This is a genomic window from Amycolatopsis dongchuanensis (genome assembly GCF_039542405.1).
GTDB classification, from domain to species: Bacteria; Actinomycetota; Actinomycetes; order Mycobacteriales; family Pseudonocardiaceae; genus Amycolatopsis_E; species Amycolatopsis_E sacchari.
The window spans coordinates 66,978-84,683 of sequence record NZ_BAABIB010000006.1 but is presented as its reverse complement, the minus strand read 5'-3'; the positions used below and the strand labels follow the sequence as shown (position 1 = coordinate 84,683).

Annotated in this window: 18 protein-coding genes; 14 read left to right on the top strand and 4 right to left on the bottom strand. The window is 72.3% G+C overall.

Annotated elements, in window-relative coordinates:
• Positions 1–2: 2 nt before the first annotated feature.
• Complete coding sequence (locus ABFX51_RS01420; RefSeq protein WP_091514594.1) at positions 3–305, bottom strand: urease subunit gamma; 303 nt, start codon at positions 303–305, stop codon at positions 3–5.
• 252 nt (positions 306–557) lie between these two features.
• On the opposite strand from ABFX51_RS01420, the gene ABFX51_RS01415 reads away from it, so the two are divergent.
• From ABFX51_RS01415 to serC, 7 genes are all read left to right on the top strand, one after another.
• The gene (locus tag ABFX51_RS01415) at positions 558–1,706 is read left to right on the top strand and encodes a citrate synthase 2 (protein ID WP_091514595.1); all 1,149 of its coding nucleotides are present in this window, start codon (positions 558–560) and stop codon (positions 1,704–1,706) included.
• 81 nt (positions 1,707–1,787) lie between these two features.
• Positions 1,788–2,624, top strand: coding sequence for an ABC transporter ATP-binding protein (locus ABFX51_RS01410; RefSeq protein WP_346051550.1), 837 nt, complete (start codon positions 1,788–1,790; stop codon positions 2,622–2,624).
• Entirely contained in the window at positions 2,621–3,382 is a 762-nt protein-coding gene (locus tag ABFX51_RS01405; protein ID WP_346051548.1) for an ABC transporter permease, read from the top strand. The genes ABFX51_RS01410 and ABFX51_RS01405 overlap by 4 nt, the downstream gene beginning before the upstream one ends.
• On the top strand, positions 3,364–4,506 hold the full coding sequence (locus ABFX51_RS01400; protein WP_346051546.1) for a sensor histidine kinase: 1,143 nt from the start codon (positions 3,364–3,366) through the stop codon (positions 4,504–4,506). The genes ABFX51_RS01405 and ABFX51_RS01400 overlap by 19 nt, the downstream gene beginning before the upstream one ends.
• Positions 4,503–5,123 (top strand): response regulator transcription factor, encoded by a 621-nt coding sequence (locus tag ABFX51_RS01395; protein WP_346051544.1) that lies wholly within the window; start codon positions 4,503–4,505, stop codon positions 5,121–5,123. Before ABFX51_RS01400 ends, ABFX51_RS01395 begins: the two co-directional genes overlap by 4 nt.
• A 23-nt stretch (positions 5,124–5,146) precedes the next feature.
• Positions 5,147–6,502: a serine hydrolase domain-containing protein gene (locus ABFX51_RS01390; protein ID WP_346051543.1), complete on the top strand. Its 1,356-nt coding sequence runs from the start codon at positions 5,147–5,149 to the stop codon at positions 6,500–6,502.
• 52 nt (positions 6,503–6,554) lie between these two features.
• Positions 6,555–7,679 carry a phosphoserine transaminase gene (gene serC / locus ABFX51_RS01385; protein ID WP_346051542.1) on the top strand — a complete coding sequence of 375 codons (1,125 nt, stop codon included), beginning with the start codon at positions 6,555–6,557 and terminating at the stop codon, positions 7,677–7,679.
• Here serC and ABFX51_RS01380 read toward each other — a convergent pair.
• Positions 7,587–8,681: a glycosyltransferase 87 family protein gene (locus ABFX51_RS01380; RefSeq protein ID WP_346051540.1), complete on the bottom strand. Its 1,095-nt coding sequence runs from the start codon at positions 8,679–8,681 to the stop codon at positions 7,587–7,589. The two genes, serC and ABFX51_RS01380, sit on opposite strands and share 93 nt — an antisense overlap.
• 186 nt (positions 8,682–8,867) lie before the next feature.
• Here ABFX51_RS01380 and sepH point away from each other — a divergent pair, with 186 nt between their 5' ends.
• The gene (gene sepH / locus ABFX51_RS01375; protein ID WP_346051538.1) at positions 8,868–9,659 is read left to right on the top strand and encodes a septation protein SepH; all 792 of its coding nucleotides are present in this window, start codon (positions 8,868–8,870) and stop codon (positions 9,657–9,659) included.
• Between the two features lie 830 nt (positions 9,660–10,489).
• Here sepH and ABFX51_RS01370 read toward each other — a convergent pair.
• Together ABFX51_RS01370 and ABFX51_RS01365 are read right to left on the bottom strand one after the other, a co-directional pair.
• Positions 10,490–11,110: a DUF2537 domain-containing protein gene (locus ABFX51_RS01370; RefSeq protein ID WP_346051536.1), complete on the bottom strand. Its 621-nt coding sequence runs from the start codon at positions 11,108–11,110 to the stop codon at positions 10,490–10,492.
• 40 nt (positions 11,111–11,150) lie between these two features.
• Positions 11,151–11,954: a TrmH family RNA methyltransferase gene (locus ABFX51_RS01365; RefSeq protein ID WP_346051535.1), complete on the bottom strand. Its 804-nt coding sequence runs from the start codon at positions 11,952–11,954 to the stop codon at positions 11,151–11,153.
• 206 nt (positions 11,955–12,160) lie between these two features.
• Between ABFX51_RS01365 and ABFX51_RS01360 the strand changes: the two genes are divergently transcribed.
• The 6 genes from ABFX51_RS01360 to ABFX51_RS01335 all read left to right on the top strand — a co-directional run bounded on the left by ABFX51_RS01360 (position 12,161) and on the right by ABFX51_RS01335 (position 17,647).
• Entirely contained in the window at positions 12,161–13,660 is a 1,500-nt protein-coding gene (locus ABFX51_RS01360; RefSeq protein WP_091514615.1) for a glutamate-cysteine ligase family protein, read from the top strand.
• Positions 13,661–13,704: 44 nt separating this feature from the next.
• Complete coding sequence (locus ABFX51_RS01355; RefSeq protein WP_346051533.1) at positions 13,705–14,370, top strand: biliverdin-producing heme oxygenase; 666 nt, start codon at positions 13,705–13,707, stop codon at positions 14,368–14,370.
• Between the two features lie 162 nt (positions 14,371–14,532).
• Positions 14,533–15,153: a superoxide dismutase gene (locus tag ABFX51_RS01350; RefSeq protein ID WP_346051531.1), complete on the top strand. Its 621-nt coding sequence runs from the start codon at positions 14,533–14,535 to the stop codon at positions 15,151–15,153.
• 95 nt (positions 15,154–15,248) lie between these two features.
• Positions 15,249–16,040: an arylamine N-acetyltransferase family protein gene (locus tag ABFX51_RS01345; protein ID WP_346051529.1), complete on the top strand. Its 792-nt coding sequence runs from the start codon at positions 15,249–15,251 to the stop codon at positions 16,038–16,040.
• A gap of 153 nt (positions 16,041–16,193) precedes the next feature.
• Positions 16,194–17,147: a hypothetical protein gene (locus tag ABFX51_RS01340; protein WP_346051527.1), complete on the top strand. Its 954-nt coding sequence runs from the start codon at positions 16,194–16,196 to the stop codon at positions 17,145–17,147.
• Entirely contained in the window at positions 17,144–17,647 is a 504-nt protein-coding gene (locus tag ABFX51_RS01335; RefSeq protein ID WP_346051525.1) for a putative immunity protein, read from the top strand. Before ABFX51_RS01340 ends, ABFX51_RS01335 begins: the two co-directional genes overlap by 4 nt.
• The last annotated feature ends 59 nt before the right edge of the window (positions 17,648–17,706 follow it).

The following is a 17,706-nucleotide window of genomic DNA, read 5'->3' as shown; positions in this document are numbered from 1 at the left end:
TCCTAGACGATCGGGTCGTGCACGGTCACGAGCTTCGTGCCGTCCGGGAAGGTGGCCTCCACCTGCACCGAATCGACCATTTCCGGGATACCGGGCAGCACCTGGTCCCGCGAGAGCACGCTCCGGCCGCCCGCCACCAGATCGGTGACGCTCAGCCCGTCCCGCGCGCCCTCCAGCACGTAGTCGGTGATCAGCGCGACGGCCTCCGGGTAGTTGAGCTTGACGCCGCGTTCGAGCCGCCGCCGCGCCACGTCGGCGGCGACGTGGATGAGCAGTTTGTCCCGTTCCTGGGGGCTCAGGTGCATGGGTCAGGTCTATCACCGGGAAGGCACCCAGGAGCCGCCGAGAAACACAGGATTTACACGGATGGGGCAGCCCGCACTGAATCGTTCTCGTAATCGTGACCGAAACCACCACTTCTTTCGATTGCCACCCGGGCGGCGGGGGTGCATGGTTTGGGCATCCGTGCGACGAGGCGCGTCCCCGCGCCGCGCTCGTGCGAGTAGGCCAGACGCAAGGCAAACGTCGGGGAACGCGCATCGAAAGGTCTTCTTACCGTGACTACCTCAGCGCCTGCTGCTAGCAACCAGCCTGCTTCCGAGCCGGACGACGGGTTCAAACCTGGCCTGGAGGGCGTGGTCGCCTTCCGCACCGAGATCGCCGAGCCCGACCGCGACGGCGGCGCCCTGCGTTACCGCGGCGTGGACATCGAGGACCTGGCCGGCAAGGTCAGCTTCGGGGACGTGTGGGGCCTGCTGGTCGACGGCCACTTCCGGAACCCGCTGCGGCCCGCCGAACCGTTCCCGCTGCCCGTGCACACCGGTGACGTCCGGGTGGACGCGCAGGCCGCGCTCGCGATGGTCGCGCCGATCTGGGGCTTCAAGCCGCTGCTCGACATCAGCGACGAGGAGGCCCGCGACAACCTCGCCCGCGCCTCGGTGATCACGCTGTCCTACATCGCCCAGTCCGCCCGCGGCGTGGGTCTGCCCGCGGTACCGGAGTCCAGGGTGGACGAAGCGAAGACGATCACCGAGCGGTTCCTGGTGCGCTGGCGCGGCGAGCCCGACCCGGCGCACGTCAAGGCCCTCGACGCGTACTGGGTGTCCGCCGCCGAGCACGGTCTCAACGCCTCGACGTTCACCGCACGCGTCATCGCGTCCACCGGTGCCGACGTCGCTGCCGCCATGTCCGGTGCGATCGGCGCGATGTCCGGCCCGCTGCACGGCGGTGCGCCCGCGCGCGTCCTGCCGATGATCGAAGAGGTCGAGCGCACCGGCGACGCGCGCAAGATGGTCAAGGGCATCCTCGACCGCAAGGAACGGCTGATGGGCTTCGGGCACCGGGTGTACCGGGCCGAGGACCCGCGTGCCCGCGTGCTGCGCCGGACGTGCAAGGAGCTGGGCGCGGAGCGGTACGAGGTCGCCGAGGCGCTGGAGCAGGCCGCGCTGGCGGAGCTGCGTGAGCGCCGGCCGGACCGTCCAATCGAGACGAACGTGGAGTTCTGGGCCGCGGTGATCCTGGACTTCGCGAAGGTGCCGCCGTCGATGATGCCCGCGATGTTCACCTCGGCCCGCACCGCGGGCTGGGCGGCGCACATCCTGGAGCAGAAGCGCACCGGCCGCCTGGTCCGCCCCTCGGCGTCGTACGTCGGGCCCGGCCCGCGTCAGCCGCAGGAGGTCGAGGGCTGGGAGTCCGTCGGCAGGTAGGGCTTGTCCACCGGACGGTGGACAGCGGATTCCACGGCCCGGTCGTCCCGCGGAGGGGTGGCCGGGCCGCAGTCTGTCCGCATGACCCCTGTGGTGAGCGCACGCGGACTGCGCAAGGAGTACCCGGGTCACGTCGCCGTGCACGACGTGGACCTCGAAATCGAGCACGGCGAGGTGTTCGCGCTCCTCGGCCCCAACGGCGCGGGCAAGACGACCACGGTGGAGATCCTCGAAGGCCACCGGAAACGGACGGCGGGTCACGTCTCGGTCCTCGGTGAGGACCCCGGCTCGGCGGGCCGGCACTGGCGTGTGCGGCTCGGCATCGTCCTGCAGACCGCGACCGACGCGGCCCACCTGACCGTCGCCGAGGTCGTGCGGCACTTCGCGCGCTACTACCCGCATCCCCGTGATCCCGAGGAGGTCGTCGAGCAGGTCGGGCTCACGGCGAAGGCGCACACGCGGGTGAGAGCGCTTTCCGGCGGCCAGCGGCGGAGGCTCGACGTGGCGCTCGGCATCATCGGCCGCCCGGAACTGGTGTTCCTCGACGAGCCGACGACCGGGTTCGACCCCGAAGCGCGGCGGCGGTTCTGGGCGCTGATCCGCGCGCTCGCGGACGAGGGCACGACGGTCCTGCTCACCACGCACTACCTCGACGAGGCCGAAGCGCTCGCCGACCGCGTCGCGGTGCTGGCGGACGGCCGGATCGTCGCGCAGGACACGCCGTCGGCGCTCGGCGGTCGCTCGCGCGGGGAGGCGACGGTCCGGTGGCGCGACGAGAACGGGTTCCACGAGGAGCGCACGGCATTCCCCACCAAGCTCGTCACGGAGCTGTCCGGCGGCCGGGAACTCACCGACCTCACCGTCACCAGGCCCAGCCTGGAGGACGTCTACCTGGACCTGATCGGGGGGACGGCGTGATCACGCTCGGTTTCGCCCGCGGTGGCCTGGAACTGCGCCAGTTCTTCCGGCTCAGGGAAGCCGTGGTGTTCACGTTCACCCTGCCCGCGTTCCTGATGGTGCTGCTCGGCTCGATCTTCGGCGGCACGGCGCAGGTGTTCGCCGCGGGCATGATCGGCTCGGGCATCGTGTCGACGTCCTTCGTCAGCATGGGCACGGGCATCGCCTCCGACCGCGAGGACGGGACGCTCAAACGCCTGCGCGGCACGCCGTTGCCCGCGACGGCGTACTTCCTCGGCAAGGTCGTGCTGGTCGCGGTCGCGAGCCTCGCCGAGGTCGTGCTGCTGCTCCTCGTCGCGGTCCCGCTGTTCGGGCTGGACCTGCCGTCGTCGCCCCAGCGGTGGTTCACCTTCGCGTGGGTGTTCGTGCTCGGCGTGACCAGCTGCGCGCTGCTCGGGATCGCCGCCGGCTCGCTCGCGCGGTCCGTCGCCGGCGCCACCGCGATCATGAACCTGGTCTACGTGGCGTTGCAGTTCGTCTCGGGTGTGTTCGTCACGCCCATCACGCAGCTCCCCGCCGTTATGGTCGAGGTGGCTTCGTTCTTCCCGGTGAAGTGGATCTGTCAGGGCTTCCGCTCGGTGTTCCTGCCGGACGCGATGGCCGCGAACGAGATGGCGGGGCGATGGGAACTGGGGACGGTGGCGCTGGTGCTGGGCGCCTGGTGCGTGGCGGGACTCCTGCTGTGCCGCCTGACGTTCCGGTGGGCGAACAGCCGCTGAACGCCTGGCAGCGCTACGAGTGGCTGTGGGACGTCTTCTACGCGGCCGACTACGTGGTCACGGTCGCACTGGTGCTGGCGCAGGACGGGCCGCTCGCGAGGAGGCTGGTCGCGGTCGGCGCGCTGACCGCGATCGGGGTGGCCTACCTCGTCCTGGGCAGGCGGGGCCGGCGGCCCGCGCTGTTCTGCGGGCTCGTGCTCGTGCTGGCCGTCCTCGCGATCGTCTCGCACGCGGCCGCCGGGTTCGGGTTGTTCGCCGCGTGCTCGATGCTGTTCATGGCGGCCCCGCTGCCGCTCGCCGTCGTCGCGACGGTGCCGGCGATCCTGTCCCCGGTGCTGTCCGTGCTGCTGCAGCAGGGCGTGGACGACCCGTCGCTGAGCACGCTGCTGCCGATGACCGGGATGCTCGCGGTGTTCAGCGTCTGCGTCGGGTCGTGGATCGAGCGGGTGCTGCGGCAGAGCCGCGAACGCGCCGAGCTGATCGGCCAGCTCGAAGCGAGCCGGGCGGAGGTGGCCCGGCTGTCCCACGAAGCCGGGACCGCCGCCGAACGCGAACGGCTGGCGCGCGAGATCCACGACACCCTCGCCCAGGGCTTCACGAGCATCGTGACGCTGCTGCAGGCGGTGGAGTCGGAGTGGGACGACCAGGCCGCGGCCCGGCGGCACCTCGCGCTCGCCGCCCGCACCGCCAGGGAGAACCTGACGGAGGCGCGGGCCATGGTCGCCGCGCTCACCCCGGCCGCGCTCGGGACGGGGACGCTCGCGGAGGCAATCCGGCGGCAGGCCGACCGGTTCGCCGAGGAGACCGGTGTCGAGGTGTCGTGCGACGTACCGGCGGCGCTGCCCCCGCTCGGCACGGCGAGCGAGGTGGTGCTCCTCCGCGCGGCGCAGGAGTCGCTGGCCAACGTCCGCAAGCACGCGGGGGCGCGGCACGTGTCCGTCGCACTCGCCGTGGTGCCGGGGGCGGTGCGCCTGACCGTCCGCGACGACGGCACCGGTTTCGACCCCGGCGCGGTCCGCGGTTTCGGCATCGAGGGGATGCGGGCCAGGGCGGCGCAGGTCGGTGGTTCCCTGACCGTCCGAAGTGGACGGGGAACCACGGTGGTGGTGGAGGTGCCCGCGTGATTTCCGTGCTGCTGGTGGACGACCACCCCGTCGTCAGGGAGGGGCTGCGCGGCATGCTCGAAGCCGAGCCGGACCTGACCGTGGTCGGCGAGGCGGGTTCCGGCGACGAGGCCGTCGCGGTCAACCTCGCCCGCGCGCCCGACGTCGTGCTGATGGACCTGCGGATGCCCGGGCTCGACGGCGTGGGCGCGACACGCCGGATCCTCGCCGACACCCCGGACCGCCGCGTCGTCGTGCTCACCACGTACGAAACGGACGCGGACATCCTGCGCGCGGTCGAGGCCGGCGCCGCGGGCTACCTGCTCAAGGACGCCTCGCGGGCGGAACTGGCCGGTGCGATCCGGGCGGCCGCCCGTGGTGAGACGGTGCTCGCGCCCTCGGTCGCCGGCAAGCTGGTCGCGCGCGTGCGCAACCCGGCGCCGCCACCGCTGTCCGCCAGGGAGACCGAGGTGCTCCGGCTCGTCGCGCGCGGGCACACGAACGCCGAAATCGGCCGCGCGCTGCACATCGGCGAAGCGACGGTGAAAACCCACCTGCTGCGGGTGTTCGGCAAGCTCGGCGTCTCCGACCGGACGGCGGCGGTGACCACGGCGATGGCCCGCGGTCTGCTCACGTGATCGACCACGGGCAGAATGGCCCCATGCTGCCCTCGACCGAAGCCGCCCTGCTCCGCCGGATCGCCACCGAACAGGCCGCCGCGCGGGTGCCGTCCCTGGTCGCCGCCGTCGTGCGGGACGGGGAGCTGCTGTGGTCCGGCGCGCGCGGGTTCGTCGACGGCGCCGCACCGGACGACGACACGCAGTACCGGCTCGGCTCGATCACGAAGACGTTCGTCGCGGTGCTGGTCATGCGGCTGCGTGACGAGGGCAGGCTCGACCTCAACGACCCGCTCGACAAGCACGTGCCGGGCACCGGTTTCGGCTCCACCACGGTCGGGCAGCTGCTGTCCCACACCGGCGGGCTCACGTCGGAGTCCCCCGGCTCGTGGTGGGAGCGCAGCCCCGGCGGTGACTGGGCGGCGCTGCAGGCGAGCCTCGCGCGGGACGCCCTCAAGAACCGGCCGGGCAGCCGCTTCCACTACTCGAACGTGGGCTACGGCGTGCTCGGCGAGCTCGTGGCCCGCCACCGCGGCAAGAGCTGGCTCGACGCGGTGCGCGAGGAAATCCTGGCTCCGCTGGGCCTGTCCCGCACCACGCCCCACCCCGAGGCCAGGCACGCGACGGGTTACGCGGTGCACCCGTTCGCCGACCTGGTGCTGCCCGAGCCCAGCCCGGACGCCGGCGCGATGGCGCCCGCCGGGCAGCTGTGGTCCACCGTCCGCGACCTCGCCCGCTGGACCTCCTTCATCGGCGGGGACACCGCGGACGTGCTGAACCCGGACACGATGGCGGAGATGCGCGCGGTCGCGGCCGTCGAGGACGGCGACAGCTGGACCAGCGGTTACGGCCTCGGGCTGCAGCTCGTCCGGCACCACGGCCGCCGCCTGGCCGGGCACACCGGCTCCATGCCGGGCTTCCTCGCCTGCTCGCTCGTCGACGAGAAGACCGGCACCGGCGCGCTCATGCTGGCCAACACGACGTCCGGCCCGGCGCTGCTGGCCACGACGATCGACCTGCTGGCCACGGCCGACGAGCAGGAGCCGAAGCTGCCGGCCGAGTGGCAGCCGTCCGAGGTGGACCGGTCGCTGCTCGACCTCACCGGCCTGTGGCACTGGGGCCCGACGCCGTTCCACCTGCGCCTGCTGCCCGGCGGCCTGTTCGACCTGTCGCCCGCCCGCGGCGGGGGCCGTGCCTCCCGGTTCCGCCCGCTCGGGCCGGACGAGTGGCTCGGCCTCGACGGCTACTACGCCGGGGAGACCCTGCGCGTGGGCCGCGCCGCCGACGGCACGCCGTCGTACCTCGACCTGGCCACGTTCATCTTCACCCGCACGCCCTACGACCCGGCCGCGCCGGTCCCCGGCGGGGTGGACGCCGAAGGCTGGCGTCCCGCCCACTGAGATCCGCGCCACCTCCGTCAACCGGCGGAAACGCACCTGCGACACTGGGCGCATGAGCGCTGAGCTGACGATTCCCGCTGATCTCAAGCCGTCCGACGGGCGCTTCGGCTGCGGGCCCTCGAAGGTCCGGACGGAGCAGCTCGCCAACCTCGCCTCCGAGGGGGCGAAGTACCTGGGCACCTCCCACCGGCAGAAGCCGGTCAAGTCCCTGGTCGGGCGGGTGCGCGCGGGGTTGTCCGAGCTGTTCTCCCTGCCCGAGGGCTACGAGGTCGTACTCGGCAACGGCGGCACGACGGCGTTCTGGGACGCCGCCGCGTTCGGGCTCGTGCGTGAGCGCGCCCAGCACTTCACGTACGGCGAGTTCTCCTCGAAGTTCGCCACCGTGACCAAGGGCGCCCCGTTCCTGGCCGACTCGATCGTGGTCAAGTCGGAGCCGGGCAGCGCGCCGGAGATCGCGTACGAGCAGGGCGCGGACCTCGTCGGCTGGGCGCACAACGAGACGTCGACGGGGGTCGCGGTGCCGGTGCGGCGCCCCGCGGGCAGCGAGGGCGCGCTCGTCGCGATCGACGCCACGTCGGGCGCGGGCGGTCTGCCCGTCAAGGCCGAGGACTTCGACGTCTACTACTTCGCCCCGCAGAAGTCCTTCGCCTCCGACGGCGGGCTGTGGCTCGCGCTGATGTCGCCCGCGGCGGTCGAGCGCGTCGGCGAGATCGGCGGCGGTGACCGCTGGATCCCCGAGTTCCTGTCGCTGACCACGGCGCTGGACAACAGCCGCAAGGACCAGACGTACAACACCCCGGCCGTGGCGACGTTGTTCCTGCTCGCCGACCAGATCGAGTGGATGCTGTCCAACGGCGGCCTGGACTGGGCGGTGTCGCGCACGAAGGACTCCTCGACGCGCCTGTACGAGTGGGCCGAGAAGACCAGCTACACGGTGCCGTTCGTGAAGGACCCGGCGCTGCGCTCGCAGGTCGTCGGCACGATCGACTTCGTCGACGAGGTGGATGCCGCCGAGGTCGCGAAGACGTTGCGCGCCAACGGGATCGTGGACGTGGAGCCGTACCGCAAGCTGGGCCGCAACCAGCTACGCGTCGGCATGTTCCCCGCGATCGAGCCGGACGACGTCTCCGCGCTGACGGCGTGCATCGAGTACGTCGTGGAGCGCCAGGGCAAGTAGGAGCCCGGCGAGGACGTAGCTTTCCCGCAGCGGCCAGAACGAGAAGTCCCAGACGGGGCTGACGACGAAGACGATGGTGAGCGGTACCGCCGCCCACCATCGTCTTTTCGCGTACAGCAGGGCGATCGCGGGTGCGACCCACACCCAGTGGTGCGTCCAGGAAACCGGCGAGACCAGCAGCGCACCCACGGCGCACACCAGCAGCGCCGGGACCTCGTCGCGCGCCCGCCGGATCGCGTACGCCGTCGCGGCGAGCACCAGCACCGCGGCGAGCAGCCACCAGCCCTGCCCGAGGTCGAGCCGGGCGAGCAGGCCGCGCAGCGACTGGTTGCCGATGTAGCCGGGGTCGCCGATGCGGTCGCCCTGGAAAACCAGGCTGGTCCAGTACTCCTCCGACGCGTCGGGCGCGATCAGCCACGTCAGCACCGCGCATCCGGCGAAAGTGCCCAGCGCCCTTGCCGCCGCCCGGAAATCCCGGCGTACGAAGAAGAACAGGACGAACGCCAGTGGCGTGAGCTTCACGGCCGCGGCGAGCCCGACGAGGTACCCGCGTCGCCGGAACGCCAGCACGTCGACCGCGACCAGCAGCATCAACAGGATGTTCACCTGCCCGAAGCCGAGCGTCGCGCGCACGGGTTCGCTGAACAACGCGACGGCTTGCGCGACGAGGACCAGCGGCCCGAACCGGCCGAGGCACAACGCGAGCACCGCGCCGAGCGCGACGACCGACACCACGGTCAACGCGATCAGCGCCACCTGGGGCGGCACGGTCAGCAGTGGCGCGAACACCAGCGCGGCGAACGGCGGGTACGTGAACGGCAGCCGCGTCCCGTCGCGGGTCGGCGGCAGCACCCCGTACGGGTCGCCGTGCGTGAAGAAAGCCTGTGCGCCCAACCGGTACACGTCGAGGTCGAGCCCGTCGAGCCGCTTCCACAGCAGCACGACCGCGATCAGCACGAGCTCCGCGGCACACAGGACCGCGAGCGTTTTCCGCCCCAGCACCGCGCAATCCTCCCCGAGAATCCCCTGTTCGTGACGGCGGGGGCAGGCGTGTCCCGCTGACGGGGCGCCGGGACCTGCGAGAAGATCAACGATTGGGTAACGAGGATTCGGCGCGCCTTACCCGTCAAGCCGACGCGCCGTCTTACCGTTAACACCCACAACGGTGAAGTCCGGAGGAGGCGGCTGATGCGAGCGCTGAGGGTTGTCGGGTTGCACGAGGACGGCAAGTCCATCGTGTGCGAAGACCCGGCGCGCCGCGAGCGGTTCCTCCTGCCGGCGGACGAACGGCTGCGGGCCGCCGCGCGGGGCGACATCACCCGGCTCGGGCAGCTCGAGGTCGAGATGGAGAACCAGATGCGACCACGCGAGATCCAGGCGCGCATCCGCGCGGGCGAGTCGGTGCGGCAGGTCGCGGAGTCGGCCGGTGTCCCGGAGGCGCGGGTCGAACGGTTCGCCTACCCGGTGTTGCTGGAGCGCTCGCGGATGGCGGAGCTGGCGCAGAGCGCGCACCCGGTGCGTGAGGACGGGCCGGACGTGCGGACGTTGGGCGAGGTCGTGGCTTACGCGTTCGGCGTGCGGGGGCAGGACTACGGCCACGCGGAGTGGGACGCCTGGAAGGGCGACGACGGCCGGTGGGTGGTCGCGCTGCGCTGGCAGACGGGCCGTTCGGACATGGCGGCACACTGGTCGTTCTCACCGGGCGCGCACGGCGGCACGATCGCCGCGCTGGACGAGCACGCCGAGGACCTGCTCGACCCGCACCGCACGCCACGCACGCTGCGCGCGGTCGAGCCAGAGCCGCTGGTGGAGCAGTCGCCTGAGCCCGAGGCGCCGCCCGAAGCGGAGCCGGAGCAGCAGGCGCTGATCGAGTCCCCGGAGGGCGAAGCGCCGAAGCCCAAGCCGAAGGCGCGCAAGAACCACCCCGCAGTCCCGGCCTGGGAGGACGTGCTGCTGGGGGTGCGCTCCCAGCGGGGGTAGCGGCGGCCACGGTGGGGTGAGGGTGGTGGCTGCGGGGCGCTCGGCAGGGCTGACCGCGGGCGGCCCGCGCAGCGGGCTGGCTGCGCAGCGGGCAGACTGCAGTGCAGACAGCCCGCGCGCAGCGGCTAGCTGCCGTGCGGGCAGCCGCGCAGCGGGCGGCCTGCGCAGCGGCTAGCTGCTGTCCGGCGCGCACCTGCCGGGGCAGCCCGCGCCCAGCGGCTGGCTGCGGTTCGGCGCGCACCCACTGGGGCAGCTCCGTGGGCTCGCCACTCAGGGCCACTCGGGCCCTCCGCCACGGCTCTCTCCAGCTCCTGCCACCTCGCGGTGGCCCGACAGCCCGCCACCACGGCGGCCGCCGCCACGGGCCACCGCAACCCGCCGCCACCGGCCCTCTTCAGCTCCTTTGCGCCCGCCGCCTCGGGCCCCGGCAGCCCGCCACGTCGCGCTCCAAGTCGCCGCGGCCGACCCCGCCAGCTCCTGCCACCTCGCGGTGGCCCGACAGCCCGCCACCAAGGCGCCCGCCGGTGGGGCCACCACAACCAGCCGCCACCGGCCGTCTTCAGCTCCTTGCGCCCCACCTCGGGACCACCCAAGGCCACCGGCTCAGCCTGCCCCGCTACCTCGCGCTGCCCCGATTGCTCGCCGCCCCGGCGCCCCGCCTCGGGGCACCCCTGCCCGCCGCCACCTGCCCGCCGCCACCGGCCCGCCAGCTCCTGCCCCGCCTCGGGCGCCCCAGACCACCGCCCGCTCCCGTCACTGCCACCTCGCGGCCGCCCGGTAGCCGCCACCACAGCGCCCACCCCCAGCCCCCAGCGCCCCCACCGCACCCCTCACAACGCCACGGTCAGCACCCCGAACCACGCCAGCACGCAGCCCGCCGCCGCGCCCAGGGCCAGCCAGCGCACGATCGGCAACCGCCGGGCCAGCCACAGCGACGGGGCGAGACCCGCGGTCACGATCACCGCCGCCAGCACCACCACCCAGCCCGCCGTCTCCTCGGCCAGCGCGGACGCCAGCGCCACCATCGCGGTGATCACGACGGCCGCGACGAAACCCGCCACCACCAGGCCCGTCCCCCACGGCGTCGGCTCGTTCCCGATCTCCACACCGCCGAACAGCCGCTGCCCCAGCGACGGGCGGGCCGGGTCGGCCGGGCTCGGCTGGACCGCGACCTCCTCGTCGGTCACCGGGTCGACGTAGTGCACCGTCGTGCCCATCACCGTCGCCACACGGGCGGCGAGCTGCCGCCCCCGGTGCGACACAATCGGGGCCGCCTCGCTCGGCTCCCCGGCGTCCTGCGCGCGCCGGACGGCCGCGGCGACGCGCGCCCACTCGTGCAACGCGTCGGCCAGTTCCGCACCGAGCGCGAGGCTGTGCGGATCGACTTCCCGCGTGTACGCCTCGCCGTGCCCCTTGAGCACGGCCCGCTCCCCGCGGATGCGCAACTCCACGCGTGTGCCTCCCCGTCCTGCGCCTGTGACCGCCCGCAATCTACCGCCCGGCCAGCTCGTAGAAGGCGACCGCGGCGGCCGTGGCGACGTTGAGCGAGTCCACCCCCTCGCCCATCGGGATCCGCACCGCGACATCGGCCGCCGCGAGCGCCTCCGCCGTCAGCCCCGGGCCCTCCGACCCCAGCAACAACGCCACCTTGCCCGCGTCCCCCGCCAGCTCCCGCACCGTGATCGAGTCCGCCCGCGGGGTCAGCGCCGCGACGCGGAAACCGTTTTCCCGCAACCACGTCAGGCCCGCCGGCCACGGTTCGAGCGGGGCGAACGGCACGCGGAGGACGTTCCCCATCGAAACACGCACACTGCGCCGGTACAGCGGATCGGAACAACCCGGGCCGAGCAGCACCCCGCCCACACCCAGCGCCGCCGCGTTGCGGAACAACGCGCCGAGGTTCTCGTGATCACCGACGCCTTCCAGCACGGCCACGACCCGTGAGCGCGCCACGACGTCCTCGGCGCGCGGCTGTGGCGCCCGGTCAGCCACGGCGAGCACCCCGCGGTTGAGGTGGAACCCGACGATCTCGGCCATCACCTCGGCGGACGTGGTGTACGCGGGCACGTCCACCCCGGCCAGGTCCGGCGCCAGCTCCTCCACCCGCCTCGGCACGCCTAAAACCGCGCGGACGGGGTAATCGGACGCGAGCAGGCGGCGGACGACGACGGTCCCCTCGGCGATCACCAGGCCACGGCCGCCAGGACGGTCGGGCCGCCGGTCGGCGGTGGACAGGTCGCGGAAGTCGTCGACACGGGGGTCGTTGACCTTGTCGATGGAGATGCGTTGCGCCACAGGGACGAGTTTGGCGGTGGGGGAATTGCTCCGAACGAGCTGGGTACCGCTACGACGAACGGGTCACGGAGCGGTGCCCGGGAGGCAAAGTCCGCCACAGTACCAATTTGGCCGATAGCCGGGGACGCGATGCTGTGCGACTGTTGTCCGCCGGGCAACACCGCCAAGACCGCGCGATGGTCCCGGACGAACGAAGCAGGGAAGGCATGGGCCAGGATCTTTCGGCTGACGGCTTCAACCCACGCGACCGGGCCCGGTACCGCCGGAAGGTCCAGCGGTGTCTGGACACCCTCGGCAGGATGCTCGGTGACGGCGGGTTCTCGTTCCCCCGAAGACACATCGGCCTCGAGGTGGAGCTGAACCTCGTCGACGAGGAGATGCGCCCGTCGATGAGCAACCAGGAAGTGCTGGAGGCGCTGGACAACCCGTCGTTCACGACCGAACTCTCCCAGCACAATATAGAGCTGAACGTGCCGCCGCGGCCGCTCGCGGGGAACTCCGCGATCGAAATGGAACGCGACCTCCGCGGTTACCTCCGCGAGGCGGACGACCGGGCCCGGCGTTCGGGTGCGCGCCTGGCGGCGATCGGCATCCTGCCCACGCTCACCGCGGAGCACTTCGACCAGAAGTGGATCACCAACAGCGCGCGGTACACGATGCTCAACGACCAGATCTTCGCCGCGCGCGGCGAGCAGGTGACGCTGTCGCTGGACGGCCCGGGCCTGCCGGGGCACGAGCCGGAGCGGCTGCGCACGCATTCCGAGTCGATCCTGCCGGAGGCGGCGTGCACGTCGCTGCAGCTGCACCTGCAGGTCGCGCCGGAGGAGTTCGCCGCGCACTGGAACGCCGCCCAGTGCCTCGCGGGCGTGCAGGTGGCGGTGGGCGCGAACTCGCCGTTCCTGCTGGGCAAGGCGCTGTGGCACGAGACGCGCATCCCGCTGTTCCTCCAGGCGACCGACACCCGGCCGGAGGAGCTGAAGAACCAGGGCGTGCGGCCGCGGGTGTGGTTCGGCGAGCGGTGGATCACGTCGATCTTCGACCTGTTCGAGGAGAACGTCCGGTACTTCCCCGGCCTGCTGCCGGAGACCGACGAAGAGGACCCGGTCGACGCGCTGGACTCCGGCCAGGCGCCCAAGCTCGCGGAACTGCGGTTGCACAACGGGACCGTGTGGCGCTGGAACCGCCCGGTGTACGACGTGGTGGACGGCAAACCGCACCTGCGCGTGGAGAACCGCGTCCTGCCCGCCGGGCCCACCGTGGTCGACATGATGGCGAACGCGGCGTTCTTCTACGGCGCCCAGCGTGCGCTGGCCGAGGCCGAACGTCCTCTGTGGACACGGATGTCGTTCCAGGCCGCCGAGGAGAACCTGTACGCGGGTGCCCGCAACGGGTTCGAGGCGCAGCTGTACTGGCCGGGCATCGGCTGGGTACCACCCGACGAGCTGACCCTGCGCGTGCTGCTGCCGCTGGCCTACGACGGGCTGCGCACGGCCGACGTCGCGGAGGCCTCGATCGAGCGGTACCTCGGGATCATCGAGCAGCGTTGCCTGGCCAAGCGCAACGGAGCGTGGTGGCAGCGGCGGATGGTGGAGCTGGCCCAGCAGCACGGCGCGGACCGCGAGAGCGCGCTGGCGACGATGCTGGAGCGCTACCTGGAGCTGGCCGCGACGGACGAGCCGGTGCACACCTGGCCGGTCGAGCTGTGAACTTAGGCTAGCCTAAATAGCCTGGCTCACTTACGCTCGATCACATGGCGGCTCCCCTCACAGCGGAACAGCTCCCGTTCTCGGCGCTACTGCGCGAGTCCACCCGGGACGTCCACGAGCGCGCGCACCACTCCGCGTTCATGAGCACGCTCTTCGACGGCGGGCTCACGCTGGACGGCTACGCCAGGCTCGTCACGCAGTACTACTTCATCTACCAGGCGATCGAAGAGGCCGCCGACGCGCAGCGGGACCACCCCGTGGCGGCGCCGTTCGTCGTGGACGAGCTGCGCCGCGTGCCCGCGCTCGAAGCCGACCTGGCCTTCTTCCTCGGCGAGGACTGGGCGGACCGCATCGAACCGGTGCCCGCCACGGAGGACTACGTCCGCCGCATCCGGACCGTCGCCTTCGACTGGCCAGGCGGCTACGTCGCGCACCACTACACGCGCTACCTCGGCGACCTCGCCGGCGGGCAGGCCGTCCGCGCCCTGCTCAAGCGCACCTACAGCGTCGAAGGCCCCGGCGCGCTGTTCTACGCCTTCGACATCGGCAACGTCCCCGCGTTCCGCAAGCGCTACCGCGCCTGCCTGGACGAAGCGCCGTGGGACGAGGCCGAGCGGCGCCGGATCGTCACGGAGACGCTGACCGCGTTCGAGTGCAACATCGCCGTCTTCGCCGACCTCGCGGGCGAGCTCGACGCGTTCCGCGCGTGATCACCGGCACACCCGGTTGACCTCCAGCAAGCTGGAGCTTGCAGGCTGGGCAGCACAGGGGTTCCCGGGTGCTGGACGGCCAAGATCCCGGTTAGCCCCCCGATACGGTTGCTACTAGGTTTGGTAGCGCAGGGATTGTGCGCACACGAAGAAGGAGGGCTGATGGCCCGGTACGAGCTTCCGGATCTGGACTACGACTACGGCGCACTCGCGCCGCACATCTCGGCTCAGATCAACGAGCTGCACCACAGCAAGCACCACGCCACCTACGTCAAGGGCGCGAACGACACCCTGGACAAGCTCGCCGAGGCGCGCGACAAGGGTGACTTCGGGTCCATCGTCGGGCTGGAGACCACGCTGGCCTTCAACCTGGCGGGGCACGCGAACCACGTCGTGTGGTGGAAGATCCTCTCGCCGGAGGGTGGCGACAAGCCGACCGGTGAGCTGGCGCAGGCCATCGACGACGCGTTCGGCTCCTGGGACAAGTTCCAGGCGCAGTTCACCGCCGTGGCCACCACGATCCAGGGCAACGGCTGGGCCGCGCTGTCGTGGGACCCGGTCGGCAAGACGCTGATCACCCAGCAGCTGCGCGACCACCACAACAACCTGATCCTGCCGACGATCCCGATCCTGCTGGTGGACGTGTGGGAGCACGCGTTCTACCTGGACTACAAGAACGTCAAGGCGGACTACGTCAAGGCGCTCTGGAACGTCTACAACTGGGCCGAGATCAGCAAGCGGTTCGACAACGCCGTCTCGGGCGGCAACGGCCTGCTCCTCTGACCGGGGTAGCGCGACCGGGGTCCTTCCACAGCGGAAGGGCCCCGTTTTCGTTTTCCGGTTGACCTCGACCGTGGTGGAGGTGCGACGGTAGCGGCATGGACGTCGACGCCTACCTCGCCCGCATCGGTGCACAGCGGCCCGCCGCCCCCACCGCGGCGGCACTGGCCGAGCTGCACGAGCGCCACGCCACGTCGGTGCCGTTCGAGAACCTCAGCGTGCACCGGTACGAGCCGATCGTGCTGGCGGAGGACGCGCTCGTCGACAAGATCGTCCGGCAGCGGCGCGGCGGGTTCTGCTACGAGCTCAACGGCGCCTTCGCCGCGCTCCTGCGGGAGCTGGGCTTCACGGTCTCGCTGCTCGCGGCGCGCGTGTACCGCGGGGACGGCCGCTTCGGCTCCCCGTTCGACCACCTGGCGCTGCGGGTGGACCTGGAGGAGCCGTGGCTGGCGGATGTCGGGTTCGGCCGGTTCGCGCGGCGGCCGCTGCGGATGACGGCGTGCGAGGCGCAGCCGGACGCCGAGGGCGAGTTCCTGGTGCTCGACGCGCCGGACGGGGATCTGGACGTGCGGCACGACGGCGAGCCGGTGTACCGGCTGGAGCGGCGGCCGCGGCGGCTGGCCGATTTCGGGCCGACCTGCTGGTGGCAGGCGACCTCCCCCGACTCGCACTTCACGCGGCAGCTCCTGTGCACCCTGCCGACGCCCGGCGGCCGGGTCACGCTGGCCGGGGACAAGCTGATCGAGCAGGTCGACGGGAAACGCGTCGAGCGGGTGCTGGCCGGGCGGGAGATCGTGGACGCGTACCGGGAGTACTTCGGCATCGACGTGAACGAGGCCCCGTCGCCAGGAGTGTTCCCGGCGGCGGGGCCTCGCCCGTTCCCGAACTGACTGCCGCTCCCACCACGAAGCGGACGCGTCTGAGGTTAGCCTAACCTCAGCAGTCTCCGCAAGACCGGGTTCCGGTGCGGACCGTAATCACCCGATCGCGTAGCCGTGCCACCGTTGATCACCACGCTCCGCGCCCGCTGTAGCCTCCCGGGCGTGAAGACGTCAGCCGTCGTGGGAATCGTGGTGGCCGTGCTGTGCTCGTTCGCCTCGGTGGCGACCGCGGCGGGGTACCTGTGGACCCGGGCGGACGTCGAGCAGCCCCTGCCGGCGCGCGCGTTGCCCGCGCAGTGGCCGGGCAAGGACGGGCAGGCGCTGCGCACCGTGCCGCTGCCGACGGGGGAACTGGTGACGGCGCTGCCCGCCCAGACTGGCGGGCAGGTGCTCTGCCAGACCCTCGACCAGGAACGCTGGGAGGCGCTGCTCGGTGGCAAGGCGCTGCGCGAGGTGCGCGACGGGGCCTGCCACGTCCTCACGACGACGAGCGAGGTGCTGCTCGCGCTCGACGAGCAGGGGGCGGTGCTCCGCGATCCGGCCTCGGTCGACGTCGCCGGACGCCCCGGCGAGCTGGAGTACCTGCCGCCGAAGGTCAACGCCCGGCTCGACGTCCGGCTCGTCGACGCGCCGGCCAGCGCCCAGGTGCACCCGTTCCTGCGGGTCGAGGTGTCGGGCACCGGCGCGGTCGACACCCTGACCGAGTCGATCGCGCGGGAGGTCGTGTCGGCGGCGATGACGCCCGGGCCCGCACTGCCCGCCCGCGCCGCGGACGGCTCGATCCCCCTGCAGCGCCCCGCTCCCGTGGCGATCGTGGACGCGCCGTGGCCGGTGATCTCGTGGCAGCTGTGCGCCGAGCTGAGCCGGGCACTGGGCGGCACCGGCAGGCCGCGGTTCGACGGCCGCTGCACGGTGCGCGGCGTCGAGGCGGTCTACACGGACAAGGTCACCCCGCGCGTCTTCCCCGAGCAGATCGCCGGGCGGCCCGCGGTGGTCACCGGCAACACCGTGGCGATCAAACTCACCGACGACAGCACGCAGGAGCTGACGATCACCGGCGCACGGGACCCGCGCGGCCTCGCCGAAGCCGTGTTGCCCCGGCTGCTGGGCCGTTGATCATCCTGGAGCCGCAGGACCTGCGTGCCGTCACCGCGTACGCGGCGGCCTGCGCGCAGGAGGTCCTGCCGCTCTTCGAGGCCGAGCACCCCGCCGACACCCGCCCCCGCGAGGCGATCGACACCGCGTGGGAGTTCGCCCGGGGCGGCGAGCGCGGCAAGGCGCTGCGGGACACGGCGTGGGCGGCGCTCAAGGCGGCCAAGGAAGCGGCGACCCCGGCCGCGAGCGACGCGGCACGAGCCGCGATGTTCGCCGCCTCCGCCGCGTACCTGCACCCGCTGGCCGACGCCAACCAGGTGAAACACATCCTCGGCGCGGCCGCCCACGCGGCGCGAGCGGCCGGTGATGCCCCGGAGCACCTCGAACGGGCGCTGCGGCTCGCGACGCCCGCGGTCGTCGACGTGCTCCGCCGCTACCCGCCCGCGCCGCCCGGCGGCGGCCGGGCCGGTGAGCTGCTCCGGACCCTCGATCAGGAACTCCGGAAAAACTTCCGCGCCTGATGTCGAGATCCAGTGTTCCGCTCCGTCCCCGTGCTGAAAGCGACCACAATGGGCCGCAC

Coding starts and splice junctions, on each gene's coding strand:
- sepH (WP_346051538.1), top strand. CDS start 8,868: ATGCGAGCGCTGAGGGTTGTCGGGTTGCACGAGGACGGCAAGTCCATC.
- ABFX51_RS01350 (WP_346051531.1), top strand. CDS start 14,533: ATGGCCCGGTACGAGCTTCCGGATCTGGACTACGACTACGGCGCACTC.
- serC (WP_346051542.1), top strand. CDS start 6,555: ATGAGCGCTGAGCTGACGATTCCCGCTGATCTCAAGCCGTCCGACGGG.
- ABFX51_RS01360 (WP_091514615.1), top strand. CDS start 12,161: ATGGGCCAGGATCTTTCGGCTGACGGCTTCAACCCACGCGACCGGGCC.
- ABFX51_RS01345 (WP_346051529.1), top strand. CDS start 15,249: ATGGACGTCGACGCCTACCTCGCCCGCATCGGTGCACAGCGGCCCGCC.
- ABFX51_RS01410 (WP_346051550.1), top strand. CDS start 1,788: ATGACCCCTGTGGTGAGCGCACGCGGACTGCGCAAGGAGTACCCGGGT.
- ABFX51_RS01420 (WP_091514594.1), bottom strand. CDS start 305: ATGCACCTGAGCCCCCAGGAACGGGACAAACTGCTCATCCACGTCGCC.
- ABFX51_RS01355 (WP_346051533.1), top strand. CDS start 13,705: ATGGCGGCTCCCCTCACAGCGGAACAGCTCCCGTTCTCGGCGCTACTG.
- ABFX51_RS01390 (WP_346051543.1), top strand. CDS start 5,147: ATGCTGCCCTCGACCGAAGCCGCCCTGCTCCGCCGGATCGCCACCGAA.